The 20,225-nt window shown below is 69.7% G+C and carries 20 protein-coding genes and 1 tRNA gene; 9 read left to right on the top strand and 12 right to left on the bottom strand.

The window, feature by feature from the left end; translation table 11 throughout:
* Positions 1-155: 155 nt before the first annotated feature.
* The 3 genes from Msi02_RS23660 to Msi02_RS23650 all read left to right on the top strand — a co-directional run bounded on the left by Msi02_RS23660 (position 156) and on the right by Msi02_RS23650 (position 2,295).
* Complete coding sequence (locus Msi02_RS23660; RefSeq protein ID WP_204050311.1) at positions 156-656, top strand: phage holin family protein; 501 nt, start codon at positions 156-158, stop codon at positions 654-656.
* Positions 646-1,566, top strand: a complete 921-nt coding sequence (locus Msi02_RS23655; protein WP_079313703.1) for an alpha/beta fold hydrolase — start codon at positions 646-648, stop codon at positions 1,564-1,566. The genes Msi02_RS23660 and Msi02_RS23655 overlap by 11 nt, the downstream gene beginning before the upstream one ends.
* A 342-nt stretch (positions 1,567-1,908) precedes the next feature.
* Positions 1,909-2,295, top strand: coding sequence for a DUF309 domain-containing protein (locus tag Msi02_RS23650; protein WP_239108649.1), 387 nt, complete (start codon positions 1,909-1,911; stop codon positions 2,293-2,295).
* A gap of 57 nt (positions 2,296-2,352) precedes the next feature.
* Here the strand turns inward: Msi02_RS23650 and Msi02_RS23645 are convergent, their stop codons facing one another.
* The 3 genes from Msi02_RS23645 to nth all read right to left on the bottom strand — a co-directional run bounded on the left by Msi02_RS23645 (position 2,353) and on the right by nth (position 5,121).
* Positions 2,353-3,543, bottom strand: a complete 1,191-nt coding sequence (locus tag Msi02_RS23645) for a MarP family serine protease (protein ID WP_204050310.1) — start codon at positions 3,541-3,543, stop codon at positions 2,353-2,355.
* An 89-nt stretch (positions 3,544-3,632) separates the two neighbouring features.
* Positions 3,633-4,280, bottom strand: a complete 648-nt coding sequence (locus tag Msi02_RS23640; protein WP_373308291.1) for an NUDIX hydrolase — start codon at positions 4,278-4,280, stop codon at positions 3,633-3,635.
* A gap of 103 nt (positions 4,281-4,383) precedes the next feature.
* Entirely contained in the window at positions 4,384-5,121 is a 738-nt protein-coding gene (nth, locus tag Msi02_RS23635; RefSeq protein WP_204050309.1) for an endonuclease III, read from the bottom strand.
* Between the two features lie 341 nt (positions 5,122-5,462).
* Between nth and Msi02_RS23630 the strand changes: the two genes are divergently transcribed.
* Positions 5,463-6,143, top strand: a complete 681-nt coding sequence (locus Msi02_RS23630; RefSeq protein WP_030506761.1) for a Crp/Fnr family transcriptional regulator — start codon at positions 5,463-5,465, stop codon at positions 6,141-6,143.
* 4 nt (positions 6,144-6,147) lie between these two features.
* Here the strand turns inward: Msi02_RS23630 and Msi02_RS23625 are convergent, their stop codons facing one another.
* From Msi02_RS23625 to Msi02_RS23605, 5 genes are all read right to left on the bottom strand, one after another.
* Positions 6,148-6,939: an MBL fold metallo-hydrolase gene (locus Msi02_RS23625; protein WP_239108648.1), complete on the bottom strand. Its 792-nt coding sequence runs from the start codon at positions 6,937-6,939 to the stop codon at positions 6,148-6,150.
* Complete coding sequence (locus tag Msi02_RS23620) at positions 6,936-7,760, bottom strand: NUDIX hydrolase (RefSeq protein ID WP_079313706.1); 825 nt, start codon at positions 7,758-7,760, stop codon at positions 6,936-6,938. Before Msi02_RS23620 ends, Msi02_RS23625 begins: the two co-directional genes overlap by 4 nt.
* 93 nt (positions 7,761-7,853) lie before the next feature.
* Complete coding sequence (locus tag Msi02_RS23615) at positions 7,854-8,315, bottom strand: RidA family protein (protein ID WP_079313707.1); 462 nt, start codon at positions 8,313-8,315, stop codon at positions 7,854-7,856.
* Positions 8,315-8,467, bottom strand: coding sequence for a Sp36 family protein (gene sp36, locus Msi02_RS23610; protein WP_143737071.1), 153 nt, complete (start codon positions 8,465-8,467; stop codon positions 8,315-8,317). The genes Msi02_RS23615 and sp36 overlap by 1 nt, the downstream gene beginning before the upstream one ends.
* A gap of 37 nt (positions 8,468-8,504) precedes the next feature.
* On the bottom strand, positions 8,505-9,419 hold the full coding sequence (locus tag Msi02_RS23605; protein WP_239108647.1) for a slipin family protein: 915 nt from the start codon (positions 9,417-9,419) through the stop codon (positions 8,505-8,507).
* A gap of 228 nt (positions 9,420-9,647) precedes the next feature.
* Between Msi02_RS23605 and bagA the strand changes: the two genes are divergently transcribed.
* Both bagA and bagB read left to right on the top strand, forming a co-directional pair.
* Positions 9,648-10,688, top strand: a complete 1,041-nt coding sequence (bagA, locus tag Msi02_RS23600; protein ID WP_079313709.1) for an ATPase BagA — start codon at positions 9,648-9,650, stop codon at positions 10,686-10,688.
* A 43-nt stretch (positions 10,689-10,731) separates the two neighbouring features.
* Positions 10,732-11,871 carry an ATPase BagB gene (gene bagB, locus Msi02_RS23595; protein WP_079313710.1) on the top strand — a complete coding sequence of 380 codons (1,140 nt, stop codon included), beginning with the start codon at positions 10,732-10,734 and terminating at the stop codon, positions 11,869-11,871.
* 48 nt (positions 11,872-11,919) lie between these two features.
* On the opposite strand, the gene Msi02_RS23590 is transcribed toward bagB, so the two are convergent.
* Positions 11,920-12,216 (bottom strand): WhiB family transcriptional regulator, encoded by a 297-nt coding sequence (locus Msi02_RS23590; RefSeq protein WP_030506755.1) that lies wholly within the window; start codon positions 12,214-12,216, stop codon positions 11,920-11,922.
* A gap of 258 nt (positions 12,217-12,474) precedes the next feature.
* On the opposite strand from Msi02_RS23590, the gene Msi02_RS23585 reads away from it, so the two are divergent.
* Positions 12,475-14,718, top strand: coding sequence for a transglycosylase domain-containing protein (locus Msi02_RS23585; RefSeq protein ID WP_239108646.1), 2,244 nt, complete (start codon positions 12,475-12,477; stop codon positions 14,716-14,718).
* A gap of 130 nt (positions 14,719-14,848) precedes the next feature.
* On the opposite strand, the gene Msi02_RS23580 is transcribed toward Msi02_RS23585, so the two are convergent.
* Positions 14,849-15,304, bottom strand: a complete 456-nt coding sequence (locus tag Msi02_RS23580; RefSeq protein WP_193202142.1) for a GatB/YqeY domain-containing protein — start codon at positions 15,302-15,304, stop codon at positions 14,849-14,851.
* A gap of 80 nt (positions 15,305-15,384) precedes the next feature.
* Here Msi02_RS23580 and Msi02_RS23575 point away from each other — a divergent pair, with 80 nt between their 5' ends.
* Both Msi02_RS23575 and Msi02_RS23570 read left to right on the top strand, forming a co-directional pair.
* On the top strand, positions 15,385-16,317 hold the full coding sequence (locus Msi02_RS23575) for a metallophosphoesterase (protein WP_079313712.1): 933 nt from the start codon (positions 15,385-15,387) through the stop codon (positions 16,315-16,317).
* Positions 16,318-16,352: 35 nt separating this feature from the next.
* A tRNA-Pro gene (locus Msi02_RS23570) sits at positions 16,353-16,429 on the top strand.
* Positions 16,430-16,796: 367 nt separating this feature from the next.
* Here Msi02_RS23570 and Msi02_RS23565 read toward each other — a convergent pair.
* A complete protein-coding gene (locus tag Msi02_RS23565) occupies positions 16,797-18,260 on the bottom strand; it encodes an RICIN domain-containing protein (RefSeq protein ID WP_204050306.1) in 1,464 nt (487 codons plus the stop codon).
* A 1,099-nt stretch (positions 18,261-19,359) separates the two neighbouring features.
* The gene (locus tag Msi02_RS23560) at positions 19,360-20,076 is read right to left on the bottom strand and encodes a hypothetical protein (protein WP_204050305.1); all 717 of its coding nucleotides are present in this window, start codon (positions 20,074-20,076) and stop codon (positions 19,360-19,362) included.
* Positions 20,077-20,225 lie beyond the last annotated feature (149 nt).

Raw genomic sequence — 20,225 nt, 5'->3', positions numbered from 1 at the left:
ACAGATCGCCTGAGCCGTCATATTCCGGCCGTCTGCGGGCAGGTCTTCGCGTGTGCGGCCTTCGGACTACGGTCATCCACAGGCGAGGGGCTTCACGTGCACGTGCGCGGACGGGCACGAGATGATGTTTGATAGTCGCAGATAGGAGATCGCTCATGCCCGAGGACGAATCGCTCGGTGCGCTGGTCGCCCAGGCGAGCCATCACATCTCCACCCTCGTACGGTCGGAGATCGAGCTGGCGAAGGCCGAGCTCAAGTTCGACGCGAAGCGGGTCGGCACGGCCGCCGGGCTGTTCGGCGCCGCGGCCTTCATCGGGCATCTCTGCCTGATCCTGGCCTCGTTCGCGATCGCGTACGCCCTCGTGGCCGCGGGGCTGGCCACGTGGCTCGCGTTCACGATCGTCACGGTGTTCTACCTCCTGATGGCCGGGTTGCTGGTCCTCGTCGGCTACCGCCGGCTCAAGGGACTGACCGGCATGAAGCGCACCAGGCGGAGCCTGCGCGGCCTGGCGGGGCCGGAGGAGGCGGAGGAGGAGCTGCCGGAGAGGGTCCCGGCCCCCGCGCCGCGGCCCGCGGCTCCGGCGCCGCCGCCGTACACGGGGCCGACCGCCGGGCAGGTGGGCGCCCACCGGGAGTCCGTGAGCGATGCCGGTTGACGAGACGCTGATCGAGGTCGACGGCCCCTGGGCACACCGCGTGGTGCACGCGGGCGGTGTGCGGTTCCACGTGGCCGAGGCCGGAGACGGGCCGCTGGTCCTGCTGCTGCATGGGTTCCCCCAGTTCTGGTGGACCTGGCGGCATCAGCTTCCCGCGCTGGCGGAGGCCGGCTACCGGGCCGTCGCCGTCGACCTGCGCGGTTACGGCACCAGCGACAAGCCCCCGCGCGGCTACGACCTGCCCACGCTGGCCGTGGACGCGGCGGGCCTGGTGCGGGCGCTCGGCGAGACGAGCGCGATCGTGGTGGGCCACGACTGGGGCGGCCTGCTGGGCTGGACGATGGGCGTCCTCGACCCGAAGGTGGTGCGGCGGCTGGTGCCGGTGTCGGCGCCGCATCCGCTGCGCATGCGCTCCGCGCTGTTCACCGACCCTCTCGGGCAGCTCAGGGCCAGCCGCTACGCCCTGGGATTCCAGCTCCCCTTCCTGCCGGAGCGGAAGCTGACCCGCAGGGGCGGCGCCGCGGTGGGCAGGCTCGTCGAGCGGTGGGCCGGGCCGCAGTGGCCGGGCGACGGCGTGACGCGGGTGTACCGGGATGCGATGCGGCTCCCGGCTGTGGCGCACTGCGCGCTGGAGTACTACCGCTGGTTCGCCCGGTCCCAGCTCCGCCCTGACGGCTTCCGCTACGCCCGTCAGATGCGCGCGGAGATCGAGGCGCCGACGCTGCAACTGCACGGCGCGCTCGACCCGTGCATCCTGCCGCGGACCGCGCAGGGCTCCAGCAGGTTCGTGGCCGCGCCGTACCGCTGGCGGCTGATCGAGGGCGCCGGGCACTTCCCGCACGAGGAGCGCCCCGAGCAGTTCAACGCCGAACTCGTCTCCTGGCTCTCCGACCCCGAACCCGACCGCTGAACCGGTCGCTCAACCCGCCGCTGACCTGGTGTCCGGCGCCGGGCATGGTCCCGCCGTCGCCCGTCTCACCCGCCGTGACCGCCCCAGTGTGGCCGCCCCGGCTGCCCGATCGGTACCCGTGATCTTGTAGAAGATAGTAGAAATGTGCCCTGAAGTGGCCCAACTTCCTGGTTGATCTCCGGGTGCTCCGGGAGATCGCCGCCGCTTCGGCCGCTCTGAACCGCCCACGCGCCCTGCGGAGAGACCATGCGTGACCGTGACGAAGCGGGTCGCCCCCGCAATGCACGCCCTCGCGACGAGTACGGCAGGCCGCTCCCCAGAGGCACAGAGGGAGTGCCCCGGGTGCCGGACGACTACGCCCCCGCCGCCGAAGAGGCGCTGGAGGAGGCCAGGAAACTGCTCGCGGCGGGCCGGCCGTTCCACGCCCACGAGGTGCTGGAGGCCCGCTGGAAGACCGGCCCGGCCGAGGAACGCGAGTTGTGGCAGGGGCTCGCGCAGATATGCGTCGGTCTGACGCACATCCAGCGCGGCAACCTCTCCGGCGCCGCCGCCCTGCTGACCCGCGGGTCCGCCCGGCTCGGCGCGTACGGCTCCACCCGGCCCTACGGGCTGGACCTGCGGGCCCTGGCCGTGGAGGCCGACGCGGTCACGACCGCCATCGACGAGGGGAACGCCGACGCCGGCTCCGCCGTCGCCGCCATCTTGGCCCGCCTGACCCCTGACGCTTAGCGAGACGCCGTCAGGCGACCTCCGGTTACGCTCCCAGCAAGAGAGCCCGACCCGCCCTCAGTCGCAGTCCTGAGTGCCCACGCGGACGACGGCGCCGCTGCCGTCGTTGGCGTCGGGCATGACCTCCTCCGCCGTGAGGGCGTAGCCCGTCTCCGGCTGGTCCGTCGCGGCGGCGAAGATCACTCCGAACACCCGGCCGTCCGGGCTCAGCAGCGGCCCGCCCGAGTTGCCCGGCTGGACCTTGCCCCGGATGGCGTAGACCTCGCGCTCCACCCTGCGCTGGTTGTAGATGTCGTACGACTCGGCGCGCTGCTTGATTCTGATGCGCGCGGCGAGCGGCGTGAAGGGGTGTCCCTTCGGGTAACCGGCGATGATCGCGCTGTCGCCCTTGTCGGCGTTCATGTCGAAGCGCAGCGCGTTGATCGGGAGGCCGGGGACGAACAGGACCGCGATGTCGCGCTCGGGGTTGTACAGGACGACCCGGGCTTCGTACTGGTTGCCCTCGTAGTCGGTCACCCGCAGCCCCTCGGTGACCCCGGCGACGACGTGGGCGTTGGTCATGATCCGCTGGCGCGCGTAGACGAACCCGGTGCCCTCGATGCGCTTGCGGCAGCTCGGGGCCGTGCCCTGCACCTTGACGATCGCCCTGCGGGCCCGGACGAGGGCGGGGCTGCTGTTGATCAGGCTCTGGTCAGGCGGGGGCACGTTCTGGCCGCCGATGGAGGTGATGACCTGCGGCCACTCCGATGTGTTCACGAAGTCCCTGAACGGCTTCTGCATGTCCCGCACGCCGTCCGGGATGGCCTCGTCGACCGTCTGCCACACGAGGGATCCGTTGATCTGGTCCTTGATCAGCGGCTGGCCGAAGCTCATCGACACCATCAGGGAGCCGAGCAGCCAGGCGATGGCCAGAACCGACAGACCGCTGGCGACCGAGCCGCCGAAGGCGTCGACGGCCTTGGCCGGCTCCCACGTGACGTGGCTGCGGGCCACCGCGCCGATCGTCGAGGACGCGAACTGCCCGATCGTCGCCGCCAGGAAGACGATGACGATGGCTAACAGGGCCCTCTCGATGTCGCCGCTGACGATCGCTCCGGCCAGGGGCGGCGCGATGAACAGGCCCAGGAGGGCGCCGCCGACGAATCCGATGAAGCTGAAGGCCCCGATGATGAAGCCCTGCCGGTAACCGGATACCGCGAAGGCCACCACCAGGCCGATCAGGATGAGATCCAGAAGATCGCCGCGCACGGTTTCCACGGTATAGGCACGCCACTCGTCGTGTGCGGGCGTCTGCCGGGTCTCGTCGTCATCTGCGGCGTACGGGCACCCCCGCGGGCTCAGCCCCGCGCGGCCAGGTCGACGACCTCGGGGGGCAGATCCTCGACCCGCGACCGATCCCAGGGACGCTCGAAGCCGGCCGCGGTCAGCACGCCGTCCAGCACGCCGGCGGTGAACCCCCACACGAGCAGGCCGCGTACGCGGAACGCCACGGAGGGGCCGACGCCGCGCGGGTGGCGCAGCCGCAGCCGGTTGGCCGGGTCCACCAGCTCCGCGATCGGCACCCGCTCGACGGTCTCGACCTCGTCGGGAGACGCGGCGTGCACGGCGCAGGGCGTGTGCCACCAGGCGAGCACGGGCGTCACCCGGTTGTCGCTGCGCCAGACGTAGAGCTCGGGCATGGTGCCGACGACCTCGACGCCCGAGGGGTCGAGCCCGGTCTCCTCCTGGGCCTCGCGCAGGGCCGCGCCGATCGGGCCGTCGTCGCCGGGATCGACGCCGCCGCCGGGGAACGCGGGCTGACCGGCGTGCACCCGGCCCTTCGAACTGCGCTGGATGAGAAGAATGTCGGGGCCTTCCGGCCCCTCGCCGAACAGCAACAGCACCGCCGCCGAGCGGCCGGCGCCGTTCGCGGGTGGTCGCAACGCGGTGGGAACAGGGCTGTGCGCGGCCTTCGCGGCCAGCTCCGTCAACCAAGGGGGAGCCACGACCACCTCCACATCGTCACACCGCTGTCACACCGGGCACGCGCGGGCCCAGGCGTGCCGTACAACCACGCGAGAGCACGCCAGCTTCCCGATCAACGCGTATTCACGAGAACGGGCCCGGCCGCACCAGCTTGCGCGCCTCGTCCGCGTCCGTCGGGCCCGTGCCGTACGACGGGCAGAGCGCGGCGAGCGGGCACACGCCGCAGGCGGGTTTCCTGGCGTGGCAGATGCGCCGGCCGTGCCAGATCAGCCGGTGCGACAGCATCGTCCACTCGGACTTGGGGATCAGCTCGCCGACCTCGTGCTCGATCTTCACGGGATCGGTCTCCGTCGTCCAGCCGAAGCGCCTCGTCAGCCGCTGGAAGTGCGTGTCGACGGTGATGCCGGGGACGTCGAAGGCGTTGCCGAGCACGACGTTCGCGGTCTTGCGGCCCACGCCGGGGAGCTTGACCAGGTCGGCCAGCTTGCCCGGGACCTCCCCCTTGTGGCGTTCGCAGAGGGCCTGCGCCATCCCGATGATGCTGTTGGCCTTCGCCCGGAAGAACCCGGTGGACTTGATGATCTCCTCGAGTTCGGCGCGGTCGGCCCCGGCGTAGTCGGCCGCGGTCCGGTACTTCGCGAAGAGCACCGGAGTGACCATGTTGACCCTCTTGTCGGTGCACTGCGCCGAGAGGATCGTGGCGACCAGCAGCTCCAGGGGGTTGCCGAAGTCGAGCTCGCAATGGGCCTCGGGGTAGGTCTCGGCCAGGATCCGGTTGATTCGCCGCGCCCGCCGCACGAGTCCCAGGCGGGTCTCGGCCTGGCGCTGACGCCGTCGGGGAGCGGCCGTGTTCGTCGCCATGCCGCAAGCGTAGGGCCTCGCGTCCGCGGCCCGCGCCGAGAGCATGTCTTGCCATACATGCCACATATGCAGCCTGTATTTGCCAATTTGTCCCTATGGGGCGCAATACACTGTGCCCGTAGGGGGACGACCGGCTGCCCGGCCGGTCGAGCGCGCAATGGGCGTAAGGATAGGTTTCCGCCAAGATTGTGTTGTTTCGCCAGGCACGACGCACACGAGTGCGAGCCGGGAGCTACGCCCATGCGACGTAACGGGACACCCCGTAAAGCGCCGTGGAAGGCGTGGGTCACAATGGCTAGCACGGAGCCGGCGACCGAGCGCGCCCGCAGCAAGGAGGCACCGTGAGCACCGAGGAAGTACTGAGCAAGGCGCCGCTGTTCTCCGCGCTCGACCGCGAGAGCGCCGCGGCTCTGCGTACGAGCATCACCGAGGTGGAGCTGCCCAAGGGCCGCACCCTCTTCAGTGAGAACGAGACGGGCGACCGGCTCTACGTGGTGCTCGAAGGCAAGATCAAATTGGCGCGTACGGCCCCCGACGGCCGGGAGAACCTGCTGAGCGTGCTCGGCCCCGGCGAGATGTTCGGCGAGCTGTCGCTGTTCGACCCCCGTCCGCGTACGGCCTCGGCGATCGCGCTGACCGACGTGCGCCTGGCGGGGCTGGGCCACGACGACCTGCGGCCGTGGCTGACCGGCCGGCCCGAGGTCGCCCTCCACCTGCTGCGCGCCCTGGCCCAGCGGCTGCGCCGCACCAACGACGTGCTCGCGGACCTCGTCTTCACCGACGTGCCCGGCCGGGTCGCCAAGCAGCTCCTGGACCTGGCCGACCGCTTCGGGCAGAAGACCGACGACGGCATCCGGGTGCACCACGACCTCACCCAGGAGGAGCTCGCCCAGCTCGTGGGCGCCTCGCGGGAGACGGTCAACAAGGCCCTGGCCGACTTCGCCCAGCGCGGCTGGCTGCGCATCGAGGCCAAGGCTGTGGTGATCATGGACAGGGAGCGGCTCTTCAACCGCTCCCGCTGATCCGCTAGAGCGTCTTGAGGTAGTTGAGCTGGGCCGCCACCGACATCTCGGCGGCCGGCCACAGTGACCGGTCCACCTCGGCGTAGACCATCTCGACGATCTCGCGCGCGTCCCTGGCGCCCCTGCGGATCGCCTCGCGGATCTGGTCCAGCCGCTCGCGCCGGTGGGCGATGTACGCGTCGAGCACCCCGGCCGGATCGGCCAGGACGGGCCCGTGACCGGGCAGCAGCGCCGTGGCCTCCAGCATCTCGGCGCCCTGCCTGAGCCGGTCCAGGCTGCGCAGGTAGTCGCCGAGGTCCCCGTCGGGGGCGATCACGGTCGTCCCCCGGCCGAGGATCGTGTCACCGGTCAGCATCGCCCGGTCGCCGGGCAGCCAGAAGCACAGCGAGTCGAACGAGTGCCCCGGCGTGCCGACGACCCGCACCTCCACGTCGCCCGCCGTCACCACGTCGCCGTCGGCCAGGCCCTCCTCACCCAGGCGATGGCGGGGATCGAGCGCCCGCACCGGCGCGCCGAGCATCCGCCCGAGCGTCCCCGCGCCCTCGCTGTGGTCGGGGTGGCCGTGCGTGAGCAGGACGGCGGTCACCCGGCGGCGGTCCACCCGCTCGGCGACCCGCCGCAGGTGCGCCTCGTCGTCCGGGCCGGGGTCCACGACCAGTACGGCGTCCGCCCCGCCGACGATCCACGTGTTGGTGCCGTCGAGGGTCATCGGCGACGGGTTGGGCGCCAGCACGTTCACCGCGCTGGCCGTACCGGAGCCGTCCGGTCCCTCCACCGGGATGCGCAGACCGCTCACTCGGCCGCCTTTCCTGTCTCGGGAATCATGAGCACCATCCGCCCGTCCACCTCGGCAGGCTCCGGCAGGACGGTCGTGATCGACCGGGGGCAGGCGAGCACGTCGCCTGCCGACTCGAACGCCGCCATCTCGGCCAGCGTTTTGAAGGTGGGCGGCAGCACGTGGGCCGTTCCCGCCCTCGCGGCGGCCAGCGCGTCCCGCGGTCGCATCCAGGCCACGCCGGACGCCTCCCCGCCCACGTCACGCGTACGCTGCCCCGGGGGCAGAGCCGCCACGAAGAAGCGGGTGTCGAAGCGCCGGGGCTCCACGATCGGCGTGATCCAGTGCGCCCACGCCTTGAGCAGGTCGGACCTGAGCACGAGACCGCGCCGGTCGAGGAACTCGGCGAACGACAGCGTGCGCGCGATCAGCGCGAGGCGGTCGGCCTCCCAGTCCGGGCCGGTCGTGTCCGTCACCACCGTGTCCCGGCCGGGCCCGGCCAGGAGCACGCCCGACTCCTCGAACGTCTCCCGTACGGCGGCGCAGACGAGGCCCCGGGCCGTTCTCTCGTCGGCCCGGAAGACCTCGCCCCACTCGGCCGGCGACGGGCCCGCCCAGGCCACGGTGTGGTCGGCGTCCCGCGGGTCGACCGATCCGCCGGGGAACACGTAGGCGCCGGCGGCGAAGGCCATCGTGGCCTTGCGCCTGAGGAGGTACACCTCCAGGGGGTCGTCGCGCAGCAGCACCACCGTGGCCGCGTCCCTGGCGGGGACGGGAGCCAGGCGGCCGGCGAGGATCTCCCGCGCCCGCTCGCCGACCTCGCCGGGCAGCGGAAACCCCATGAGGCCCTCCAGAACAACGATCGGGTCAACCGGCCCCCATGCTCCCCCACGCGTTCGCGGAACCGCAAACCCCGGTTCCGGTCGGCTGGACGGTCAGCGGACCTCCGCGATGACCTCCACCTCGACCGGGGCGTCGAGCGGGAGGACCGCCACGCCGACCGCGCTCCTCGCGTGCTTGCCCGCCTCGCCGAACACCTCGCCGAGCAGTTCGCTGGCGCCGTTGACGACCTGCGGCTGCCCGGTGAAGCCGGGGGCGCTCGCGACGAACCCGACCACCTTGACGATCCTTACGACCTGCGACAGGTCGCCCACCAGCGCCTTGATGGCCGCCAGGGCGTTGACCGCGCAGATGCGCGCCTGCTCCTTGGCCTCCTCGGCCGACACCTCCGCGCCGACCTTGCCGGTGACACCCAGCTCGCCCTTCACGAGCGGAAGCTGGCCGGAGGTGTAGACGTGGTCGCCCGTCCGTACGGCGGGCACGTACGCGGCCAGCGGGGGCACGACCTCGGGCAGCGCGAGCCCGAGCTCGGCGAGCCGCTCCTCCGGGGTCGCCATCACTTCGCCCGCTTCATGTAGGCGACCAGCTGCTCGGGGTTGGGCCCCGGGATGACCGAGACGAGCTCCCACCCGTCTTCGCCCCAGTTGTCCAGAATCTGCTTCGTGGCGTGCGTGAGCAACGGCACGGTGACGTATTCCCACTTGGTCATGGGCAAAGGCTATCGAGGCACGGCGCGCCGGGGATGCTCAGGAACGCGGTTCGGTCCGCGGGGCGTCGGCGGGCACGTCGAACGCCGTTCCCGGCAGGTCGGCCGGGGCGTCGATGGCGGGCAGCTCGCCCAGCGCCTCCTCGACAGGCTCGGGCTCCTCCGCCTTCTGCGTGGCGGCGGGCGCCTCGGCGGGAGCCATCTTGTCGAAGAAACGCAGCAGCTCGACCGGCAGCGGCATGACCAGCGTGCTGTTCTTCTCGGCCGCGACCTCGACCACGGTCTGCAGCATGCGCAGTTGCAGGGCCGCCGGATCGGACGACATCTCCCGGGCGGCGGCGGCCAGCCGCTTGGACGCCTGGAACTCGCCGTCGGCTGTGATGATCCGGGCGCGCCGCTCCCGCTCGGCCTCCGCCTGCCGGGACATCGACCTCTTCATGCCCTCGGGCAGCGCCACGTCCTTGATCTCGACCCGCTCGATCCGGATGCCCCACGGTCCCTCGGTCGGCTCGTCGATGACGGCCTTGAGCTGGGCGTTCAGCGCGTCCCTGTCGGACAGCAACTGGTCCAGCTCCGACTGGCCGATCACCGAGCGCAGCGAGGTCTGGGCCACCTGGGAGACCGCGAAGAGGTAGTTCTGGACGTTCACGACCGCCTTGATCGGGTCGATCACCCGGAAGTAGACCACCGCGTCGACGCGTACCGAAACGTTGTCCCTGGTGATCCCCTCCTGCGCGGGCACCCCCATCGTGACGATCTGCATGTTCACTTTTTGCATGCGGTCGACGATCGGCACGATCAGGTGCAGACCGGGACCCCGCACCTCCTGCTGGATGCGGCCGAGACGGAACACGATCCCGGTCTCGTACTGCTGGACGATCCGCACGCCCCGGGCCACCGCGACGATCAGGGCGAAGCCCAGGACCACGACCAGCGTCAACAGCACCGACTCCACGGCCGGCACCTCCTTCGTCGACCGGATTGGGCAAATGCCCATTGGCGAACCCTTACCCAATCGACGCGTAAGCCGTACCTCGGGTTCCGGCTCGGGACGACCCCCGCGAATCGGCAGGTAACCCTTGGGTAGCCTTCCTCACGTGGGCGAGTGGAGCAGGCACGCCGACGGGAACCACCGCGCGACGACCCGCGCACGCGATCTCGCCGGCCGTCCGGAGGAGGCACGGTGAGTCAGCCGACCAGCAGTCGCGGCGGGAGCAACGGGGAGGCTCGTGACACCGACTGGGACGGCGTGCGCCTGCACGTGGTGAGCGGCAAGGGCGGCACCGGGAAGACGACGGTCGCCGCCGCGCTCGCGCTGGCCCTCGCGGCGGGCGGGCGCAAGGTGCTGCTCGTCGAGGTCGAGGGACGGCAGGGCATCGCCCAGGCGTTCGACCTGCCGCCGCTGCCGTACGAGGAGCGCAAGATCGCCGTGGCACCCGGCGGCGGGGACGTGTACGCGCTGGCCGTCGACCCCGAAGAGGCCATGCTCGAATACCTCGAGATGTTCTACGGCATCAAGCGCGTGGGCAAGGCGCTGACCCGCATGGGCGTGGTCGACTTCGCCACGACCATCGCCCCCGGCCTGCGGGACGTCCTGGTCACCGGCAAGACCAGCGAGGCCGTACGGCGCCGCGACAAGCTGGGCCGGAGGGTGTACGACGCGGTCGTCATGGACGCGCCCCCGACCGGCCGGATCTCCCGCTTCCTCAACGTGACGCAGGAGGTCGCCGGGCTGGCCCGGGTCGGGCCCATCAAGAACCACGCCGACCTGGTGCGGGGCGTCCTCGCCTCCCCGGAGACGGCCGTCCACTTCGTGACGCTCCTGGAGGAGATGCCCGTCCAGGAGACGCTGGACGGGATCGAGGAGCTGCGGACGACCGGCCTGCCGGTGGGCGGCGTGTTCGTCAACATGGTGCGCCCCGCCGGGTTGCCCGAGGGCGTGCTGAAGGCGGCCTGCCAGGGACGCTTCGACTCCGCCGAGCTCGCGCTCGGCCTCAAGGCGGCCGGGCTGACGGACGGCAGGGCCGACGCCTCCGCGGTCGCGGAGGCGCTCGCCCGGGAGGTGTGCGAGCACGCCCAACGGACCGAGCTGGAAAAGCGCGAGCGCGTCGCGCTGGAGGAGGCTGACGTACCCCGCTACGACCTGCCGCTGCTGCCCGACGGCGCGGACCTGGCCGGGCTCTACGAACTGGCCGACGCCCTGCGCGCCCAGTGTGTGGTGTGAAGAGTGCGCGACGTGACCCTTCGACCGAGTGAGAGGCTGAGCTGTGACCAGGACGGCGCCCGCGCTGGACATCGACGCGATCTTGGATGACCCGGACACCCGGATCATCGTGTGCTGCGGCTCGGGCGGTGTCGGCAAGACCACGACGGCCGCGGCCCTCGGGCTCCGCGCCGCCGAGCGGGGCCGCTCGGTGGTCGTCCTGACCGTGGACCCCGCCAGGCGGCTGGCCCAGGCGATGGGCCTGACCGAGCTCGACAACACCCCGAGACGCGTACACGGTGTGGACGGCGCCGGAGAGGCCGGCGGCGAACTGCACGCGATGATGCTCGACATGAAGCGGACCTTCGACGAGATCATCGAGGCCCACGCCGACCCCGAGCGCGCCCAGCAGATCCTGACGAACCCCTTCTACCAGTCGTTGTCGTCGAGCTTCTCCGGCACGCAGGAGTACATGGCGATGGAGAAGCTGGGCCAGTTGCGCCGCTCGAACGAGTGGGACCTGATCGTGGTGGACACCCCGCCGTCGCGGTCGGCGCTCGACTTCCTCGACGCCCCCGAGCGCCTCGGCCGGTTCCTGGACGGCAGGCTCATCCGCATCCTCACGGCCCCTGCCAAGGCCGGCGGGCGCAGCGCGTTCAAGCTGCTCAACGCCGGATTCGGAATGGTCGCGGGCATCCTGACCAAGGTGATCGGGGCCCAGGTGCTCCGGGACATCCAGATGTTCGTCACCGCGCTCGACGCGGTGTTCGGCGGGTTCCGCCAGCGCGCCGAGCAGACGTACCGGCTGCTCCAGGCGCCCGGCACGGCGTTCGTCGTCGTCGCCGCGCCCGAGCGCGACGCGATGCGCGAGGCGTCCTACTTCGTGGAACGGCTGGCCGACGAGCGCATGCCGCTGGCCGGGCTCGTCGTCAACCGCGTGCACCGGCCGCTGGCGCCGTCGCTGTCGGCGGCACGCAGCTCCGCGGCCGCCGAGGACCTGGACGCCAGGGGCGAGCACGAGCTGACCGCGGCCGTGCTGCGGTTGCACGCCGGAAGGATGCAGCTCGCCTCGCGGGAACAGCGCCAGCAGGAGCACTTCACCTCGGCCCATCCGACGGTGCCCATCGCGCAGGTGCCCGCGATGCCCGAGGACGTGCACGATCTGGCGGGACTTCGCCAGATCGGGCAACTCCTCGCGTCCTGAAGGCGTGACATCCGGCGTCCCGCTTCGCCGCGGGACGCCGCGCCGGGCTCAGCCGGCGATCAGCTCGTTGGTCCGCTCGTACTCCTCCTTGGCGGACTCCAGCAGGTCTCGCCAGGACTCCACGTCCGGCCTGCGCCTGAGCAGCGCGCGCCGTTCCCTCTCCGTCATCCCGCCCCACACCCCGAACTCGATGCGGTTGTCCAGCGCATCGGCGAGGCATTCGGTACGGACGGGGCATCCACGGCAGATGAGCTTGGCCCGGTTCTGGGCGGCGCCTTGCACGAAGAGTGCGTCAGGATCCGCACCCCGGCAGGCGGCACGGGAGGTCCAATCCGTGATCCACATGTTCGACCCCACTCCCCTTAGGTGGTCAGTCGTCGTTTCGGCCGACGGGCGCGGGCGTCGGGCCTCCTGATTGCAGTAGCCGCAGAGGAGAAAGTACGCAACGAAACGATCGAACCGACATACCCCGGGGGGACCAAATTCGTGCATGGTCATGTCAGGCCATGTGGCCGGGAATGACTAGTCCCCCCCGCCGGGGGGTAATGCCGACCTGTGAGGTCGATGCCGGGAGAGTCACCAAACGGACGTACCCTTGGATCCGTGCAAGCTCACGGCAAAACTCTGGCATCCCGGACAGGTGCGGCCCTGCGCCTCGTCGGCGCCGCGGGCGTCGCGGGAGTGCTGGCGGCGGCGATTGCACTACCCGCCGTGGGCGGGGCCGGTGTGACGGTCAAGTCGAGCATCGAGACCCTCAGCCTCAAGCCGGCGGACCTCAACGAACCACCGCTGCCGGAGAAGACGGTCCTGCTCGACGCGGACGGCAAGCAGTTCGCGCAGTTCTACTTCGAGAACCGGGAATCGGTCCCGATGGACCGCATCGCGCCGATCATGCGCAAGGCGATCGTGGCGATCGAGGACTTCCGCTTCTACCAGCACGGCCCGCTCGACGTCGAGGGCACGACCCGCGCGCTGGTCAGGAACATCACCACGGGCGGGGTGACGCAGGGCGGCTCGTCCATCACCCAGCAGTACGTGAAGCAGGTCCTGTTCAACAAGGCGGAGACCGACGAGGAGAAGGCCGCCGCCGTGGCGCCGACCGTCGGGCGCAAGCTCAACGAGATCCGCTACGCGATGGGGATCGAGCAGAAGTACAGCAAGGACGAGATCCTCAACCGCTATCTCAACATCGCCTACTTCGGCGCCAGCGCGTACGGCATCGAGGCGGCGTCCAAGCGGTTCTTCGGCAAGCACGCCTCGGAGCTGAACCTGAACGAGGCCGCCACGCTGGCGGGAGCCGTCCAGGACCCGAACGCCACCGACCCCAACCGGGGGAAGGCCTTCCGTGACCGGCTGCTGGCCCGGCGCAACGTCGTGCTCGACCGCATGGCCGAGCTGAAGATCATCACCGACGCCGAGGCCGCCGAGGCCAAGAAGAAGAAGCTGGGGTGGAAGGACAAGGAGATCCCCGGCGGCTGTGAGGAGAGCGACTACCCGTACTTCTGCCTGTACGTGCGCAACGAGATCCTCAACGACACGCAGTTCGGCAAGACGCAGAAGGCCCGGCAGGACTTCCTGGCCCGCGGCGGCCTGACGATCAGGACCACGCTGAGCAAGAAGATGCAGAAGGCCGCCGAGAAGGCCATCAAGAAGTACGTCTTCCCGAGCGACAAGCCGGTCGCCTCCGAGGCGCTCGTCGAGCCCGGCACGGGAGCCATCAAGGCGATGGCCTCCAGCCGGAAGTTCGGCACCAGCAGGAAGAAGAACGAGATGTCGATCAACGTCGTCGCGGATGCTCTCCACGGCGGCGGCACGGGCTTCCAGGCCGGATCGACCTTCAAGATGTTCACGCTGGTGACGGCGCTGAAGGAAGGCTACAAGTTCAACGACGGCTTCAACGTCGGCAGCACCTACACGGCGCCCAGCTACTCCGCGTTCAAGGACTGCAAGGGCAACTCCGTGGGCGACATCAAGACCCCGCTGCACAACGCGGAGGGCCACGGCGGGTTCCTGACCCTGCAGACCGGCACGTGGGGCTCGGTGAACACCTTCTTCCTCACCCTTGAGCAGAAGGTCGGCCTCTGCGACGTCGTGAAGACCGCCAAGGACTTCGGCATCAAGCGCGCCGACGGCGGCAAGCTCCAGGAGTTCGAGCCGTTCACGCTCGGATTCAACGAGATGGACCCGGTCACCGTCGCCGCGGCGTACGCGACGCTGGGCGCCCGCGGCAAGTACTGCGCGCCGATGGCCATCACCGAGATAACCGACCGCTTCAACAAGGTGACCTCGTTCAAGCCCAAGTGCAAGCAGGCCGTCGAGGCCGAGGTCGCCGACGCGGCCACGAGCATCCTGTCGGGCGTGTTCACCAAGGGCACGATGTCCAGTGTCGGCGGCATCGGCAGGGACGCGGCCGGCAAGACCGGTACGGGTGATGTCTCCCGCACCGTCTGGTTCGCCGGTTTCACCCCCGACCTGGCGGGCGCGGTCAGCCTCGGCGACCCGCGCGGCCCGGTCCGCTACCCGCTGAGCAACCGCGTCATCGGCGGCCGGTCGTACGGCTCGGTCTTCGGCGCCAGCATCCCGGGCCCGATCTGGAAGGCGACCTTCCTGTCGGCACTCAAGGGCGTCGAGGCCTCGTCGTTCGTCAAGCCGGACATGTCGAGGTTCGGCGGCTGCGCCCACCAGTGCGCTCCCCCGCCGAAGCCGAAGTCCGACCAGGGCGGCGGCGACGGTCCAGGTGGCGACGGTCGCGGCAACGGCCACGGCGGCGGTCCCGGCAACGGCCGGGGCGGCGGCAACGGCGGTGGCCACGGCGGCGGCGACTCGCCCTTCGACCCGTTCGGGTGATCCTCTTCCCGATGGGCCGCTCCTCTCGCCGGGGAGCGGCCCATCGGCGTTTCCGGCCTCGGCCGGACGCCGCGCACTTTCCGGTCTCGGCCGGACGCCGCGCCGGTCCGGGACCGGCTTCCCGCGGCCGTCAGGCGGACAGACGGGCGCGTACGGCCTGGGCGACCCGGCCGCCCTCGGCGCGGCCCGCGACCTTCGGGTTCAGGATCTTCATGACCTGGCCCATGGCCTTCGGGCCCTGCGCGCCGCTCTCGGCGATCGCCTCGTCGACGAGCGCGTTCAGCTCGTCGTCGCTCAGCTGGGCGGGGAGGTACTCCTCCAGGACCGCCTGCTCGTCCAGCTCCGCCTGGGCCTGCTCGGCCCGCCCGGCGCCCGCGAACGCCTCGGACGCCTCCCGGCGCTTCTTGGCCTCGCGGGTCAGCACCTTGATCACCTCGTCGTCGGAGAGCTCGCGGGCCTCCTTGCCGGCGACCTCCTCGACGTTGACGGCGGCCAGAGCCATCCGGATGGTCCGGACCCGTACCTCGTCACGGGCCTTCATCGAGGCCGCGAGGTCGGCCTTCAGCTTGTCCTTCAACGCACTCATGCGTCCATCTTGCCGTGCCCGGGCTCCGGTCTTCGCCAGGTTATGCGGGAGGCGGGCCGTACGTCGGGCATCATGGCTGTGTGAGGAAAGCAGCCGCGATTCCCCTGTCCATCCTCGGCCTCGGCGTGGCCGGTGTCGGCTACGCCTCGGTGATCGAGCGGAACTGGTTCCGGCTGCGCCGGTTCGACGTGCCCGTCCTGGCTCCGGGCCAGCGGCCGGTGCGGATCCTGCAGATCTCCGACCTGCATCTCACGCCCCGGCGCCACCGGCTGATCACGTGGGTGCGCTCGCTGGCCTCGCTCAACCCCGATCTCGTCGTGAACACCGGCGACACGCTGGCGCACCCCGACGCGGTCGAGTCGTACATGTACGCCGTGGAGCCGCTGCTCGACCGGCCGGGTCTGTTCGTCTACGGCTCCAACGACCTCTACGCCCCCCGGCCGAAGAACCCCGTCCGCTACCTGTGGCGTACGTCCAAGGGGGATTCCCGGCAGCACGTGCCGACCCTCCCCTGGGCCGAGCTGGGCGCCGCGATGCGGGAGGCCGGCTGGCTGGACATGAACAACGCGACGGCCCGCCTCAAGGTGGCCGACCTTGACGTACACGTGGGCGGCATCCACGACTCCCACATCGACCGGGACCGGTACGACGAGATCGCCGGCCAGGCCCCCGTCGACGCCGACCTGCGGCTCGGCGTCATGCACTCGCCCGAGCCGCGCAACATGTCCCGCTTCGCCCAGGACGGGTATCAGTTGCTGCTGGCCGGGCACACCCACGGCGGGCAGCTGTGCATTCCGTTCTACGGCGCCCTGGTGACCAACTGCGGCATCGACCGCGCCCGCGTCAAGGGGCTGAGCAGGCACGAGACCTCCTGGCTGCACGTCTCGGCCGGGCTCGGCACCTCGCCGTACGCGCCCGCGCGCTTCGCCTGCCCGCCCGAGGCGACCCTGCTGACGCTCGTCCCCCGCCGCCCTGTCGTGCCGGATGACACAAGCAGCCGCAAAGTCCGCTAGACTTGCCGAGGCGCAGGACGAAAAGTCCAAGCGACCGGGGTGTAGCGCAGCTTGGCAGCGCGCTTCGTTCGGGACGAAGAGGCCGTGGGTTCAAATCCCGCCACCCCGACCAGGTAGTACCAGCTGAGAGGCCGGTTCCGAAGATCGGAACCGGCCTTCTGCGTTGCCGAGCGACTACGGCCGGTCGCGCTCCCTACCCTCTCCGCGAGTGCGACGACAGTCCCTCTGAGGCGAGAAAGCGCGGCCGCCTTTCCGGCCCGCAGCCCCGATCTCGTGGACTGCCTCCGCCGCGCGGTGGTGAGAATCGTACGTCCGATCCGGGACGGCGGCCCGGGGAGACGGACCGGTGGCAGGACCGACACCGCACCTCGGGCCGACCGCACAACGCCGCGATCCGGATCCCCGGCACCGAGCGCACAGCACGAGATCGGCACCGGGGAGGGATGTACCGCGGATCCGCAGTTACGTCGAGACGACCGCTAGACGGCCGTGCGCGACCACTGCTGGTTGGCCCCGGTGTTGCACGGATACTGCTTGAGGATCACGCCATCCGCGGTCGATGCGGACGGCACGTCCACGCATTTGCCGCTGTGTCGTGCCCGGAGCTGGAAGTAACTACCGTTGGCGACCATCTGGAACTGCTGATTGGTGCCGGTGCCACAGGTGTACTGGATGAGCTCGGCACCGTCGGCGGTTGAAGCGCCCACCACATCAAGACACTTCCCGCTGTGGCGGCTGACGATGCGCCAGTAGCCGCTGCCGGCGTCCTGGAACTGCCACTGCTGCCATGGGTTGCCGCCGTAGGTGTACTGGTCGACGCGCGCACCGTTGTTGGTGTTCGCCTGTTGGACGTCCATGGCCTTGCCGCTGTGGCGCGCATCGATTCTGTAGAAGGTTTCCGGCTGCGGCGAAGGAGTGGAGTCGCGCACGATGTCGCCCCAGCCGTAGCGGATCCGGTCGGCGCCGGATTGGTTGCGGATGGTCAAGGTGAGGTTGGTGCCGCTGCCCCCGAGGGCGTACATCGAGTAGTGGTCGTAGCCGAGGCTTCCGGTCGGCTTGCCGCCGAGGGCAGGCCAGTAGGTGCCGCCCATCTGGTTGTCACGCATGACCTGGGCCATGGCGCGGAGGTAGCGCACGAAGTTGTCGGTGCTGTTCGCGTCGGCGTAGTTGAGGCCGGTGGACATCGGCGCGCCGAATTCCGTCGCGATCGCGCGGGAGGCGCAGTTGCCCAAAAGCGTCTGAATGTGGCTTCGGAAGGCGTCGTAGGTCATCGCGCTGTAGAAGAAGGCGTAGTAGTGGAAGGACAGCAGCGTCGAGTTGAAGCGGCTGTCGTTGCAGATGTCCCGGAGGTCCTGGCTGAAGCCGGTACCGCCGATGAGTACTCGGCCAGGCACCGCCGAGGTATGAGTGCTGAGCCAGTTCGCTGCTACGTTGCGCCACTCCGCCGATGAATAGCCGTGCGGCTCGTTCATCGGCTCGAAGTAGACGTTGCTGTTCGAGCCGTACGTGTTGGTCACGGTGGACCACATCGAGTTCCATGCGGCGAGGTTCGTGATCCTGCCGCCGGAGGCTGCTCCGTCCTCCCAATAGGCCAGGATGACCTTGAACCCACGGTCGGTGGCGGCGTCGATGGCGCCGCGGTAGGAGTTCCACCAGCTCGTGTTGGCCACAGTGTGGGTGTTGATAGGCAACCGGACGGTGTTGACCCCCATGGTGTATTCCATGTAGTCGTAGAGCGCGTTGGCCTTGGCCCGTACTGTCGCATAGCTGTCGGACTGGCTCAGGCCCTGCACGACGAGCGTGCCGGTGCTGAAGTTGTCACCCAGCACGGCCCAGTTCATCCCTCGGAATTGGCTGGTGGCGGCATTGGCCGATGGCGCGGGGACGAGGGCTGCCACTGCGGTGAGCGCGGTCAGCACAAAGACGATCAGCAACTGGCGCAACGACCGAATGCTCCGCGATGGTCCTGATGAGTAACCGTCAGACGCCATGCTCAGTGCCATGAAATGTCCCATCGCTAGATCTGAATTGCTGGGTCGAACTTTCACTTGTGCACATTGTTAGCGCTAACAAACGAACGCCGATCACTCGCGGAGGCCTCACGCTAGAGAGAAGGCGGGAGTGCGTCAACAGAAAGGGAGACGACTTGCTCGAACCGCTGGTCTGTGACGGACACCGCTGTAAATTTCAGGCAGACTTCCTGGGCACGCCAACGCCCCGATGGTGCCAATGCGACTCCGCCGCGCCGCGGCCACACGTTCCGCTCTCCGATCGCGGCCCGGTCGGTGCAGGGTACGAGCAGGATCGCCTGCCGCCCGGGGCGCTGCGGCCTACCAGGCCGAGGGCCCTCCCTGCTGGACACCCGGAGGGACGCTGATCCTGGAGGAGGAGATCGGGCCGATCGGCGTGGAGGCCGACGGCGTGTTCAGCCGCGTCGCCACCGCCATACCGTTCGAGGCTCCCGATTTCGAACCGTGACCCGAGGAGCATGGCCACGGCGGGCCAGTGGCGATGGCTCTGTCACTGCCGCAGGAGGACATGGTCCGCTGCTGGTACGGCAGCCCCTTGACTGAGGAGGTTCCGCTGAAATCGCAGGCCAGACGCCCCATAGACCGAGGTGTCACCCTGATCTTGATCGCTTCGGGACGAAGAGGCCGTGGGTTCAGGTCCCGCCACCTCGACCATGTAGTACCAGCTGAGAGGCCGATTCCGAAGATCGGAATCGGCCTTCTGCGTTGCCGAGTGACTATGCCGGGTGGCGGCTCGCATCGATTTCGCAGCGAACGCCATCCAGGCTGGTACACCTGCCGTCCGTTTGCTTGGCTTGCGGCATGATGCTTCAGCGTCGGCCCCGGCCCTCTGGGCGAACTTTGATGAGGCTGGTCGTGGTGACACTCCTGGTGAGCACCGCACTCAGCGCCGGTGTGTTGTGGATGCTGACGCTGATACGGGATTCGTTTCTGGGGGTGATCCCGATGCTGCCCTTCGATCCGCACTGGTAGACCGCCCGGCTCGGGCGCCGATCAATCAGCTTTCAAGCCGTCAGTTCGGGGTTCGAGCCCCAAGCGCCCTAGCAGAGGCATCTCCGGGCGGGAGCGCTGAGATGGGGGCAGAACGGCGAAGGAGTCGCCAGGTGCGCCAGGCGCCCACGGCGATCACGGGGATCGCTACCGCCCAACAGTAGAGGGCCGCGATGATTCCCTCGTTCACGTGCTGTCCGTTGCCCTCCACCTCGGGGACGAAGCTTGACGCGATCTCCGGAAGGAGCAGCAGCCCCACCCCTGCCAGGGCGAGCATCGAGTTGGCCACGACGGACAGCCTTGCCGGGTACGGTTCCGGGATAAGGCGACCGACGAGCATGGCAAGGCCGACGGCACAAACGACGGCCGGCGCAATAATCTTGCCGGACCAATGGACGAGCATGGTGGACCAATACCAACGCTCGTCCGGCATCGGCGGCATGAAGTAGACCATAGGTGCAGGTGGGCCGTTGAAGTCTTTGATCGTGCCCAGAATCGAACCGCCGACGAGGGCGCCGACGAAGGCGATGGACTTCGGCGTGCGCCGCGCCCACCTTGTTAGCCCTGTGGCGGCACCGAGTCCGGCGAGGAGACCGAGGAAGACACCTTTGCCGGCTCCGTAGGCGATCGGGACCCAGGCGTTCCAGGGGTAGTTGCCGACCGTAGCGGCCGTCCACATACCAACCGCACCCCAGACGAGGATGCCGCCGGCGACCCCTGCCGCCAGTAGGTCCCTCACACACCTGCCCGTTGTCATAAGGGCAATATGCCCTCCGCAGCCGGGCAAGGTCGGGACATCTCGGGTGCGCAATAACCAGTCGCTGATGTTTCCGGCCCCGGCATCAGTACGTGGGCGCCGCGACTACCGCCTTCCGATCTCGTATGGGG

Origin of the sequence: Microbispora siamensis (assembly GCF_016863095.1) — a bacterium.
Taxonomy (GTDB): domain Bacteria; phylum Actinomycetota; class Actinomycetes; order Streptosporangiales; family Streptosporangiaceae; genus Microbispora; species Microbispora siamensis.
The sequence above is the reverse complement of the archived record's forward strand: the minus strand, read 5'-3'. Positions and strand labels throughout refer to the sequence as shown.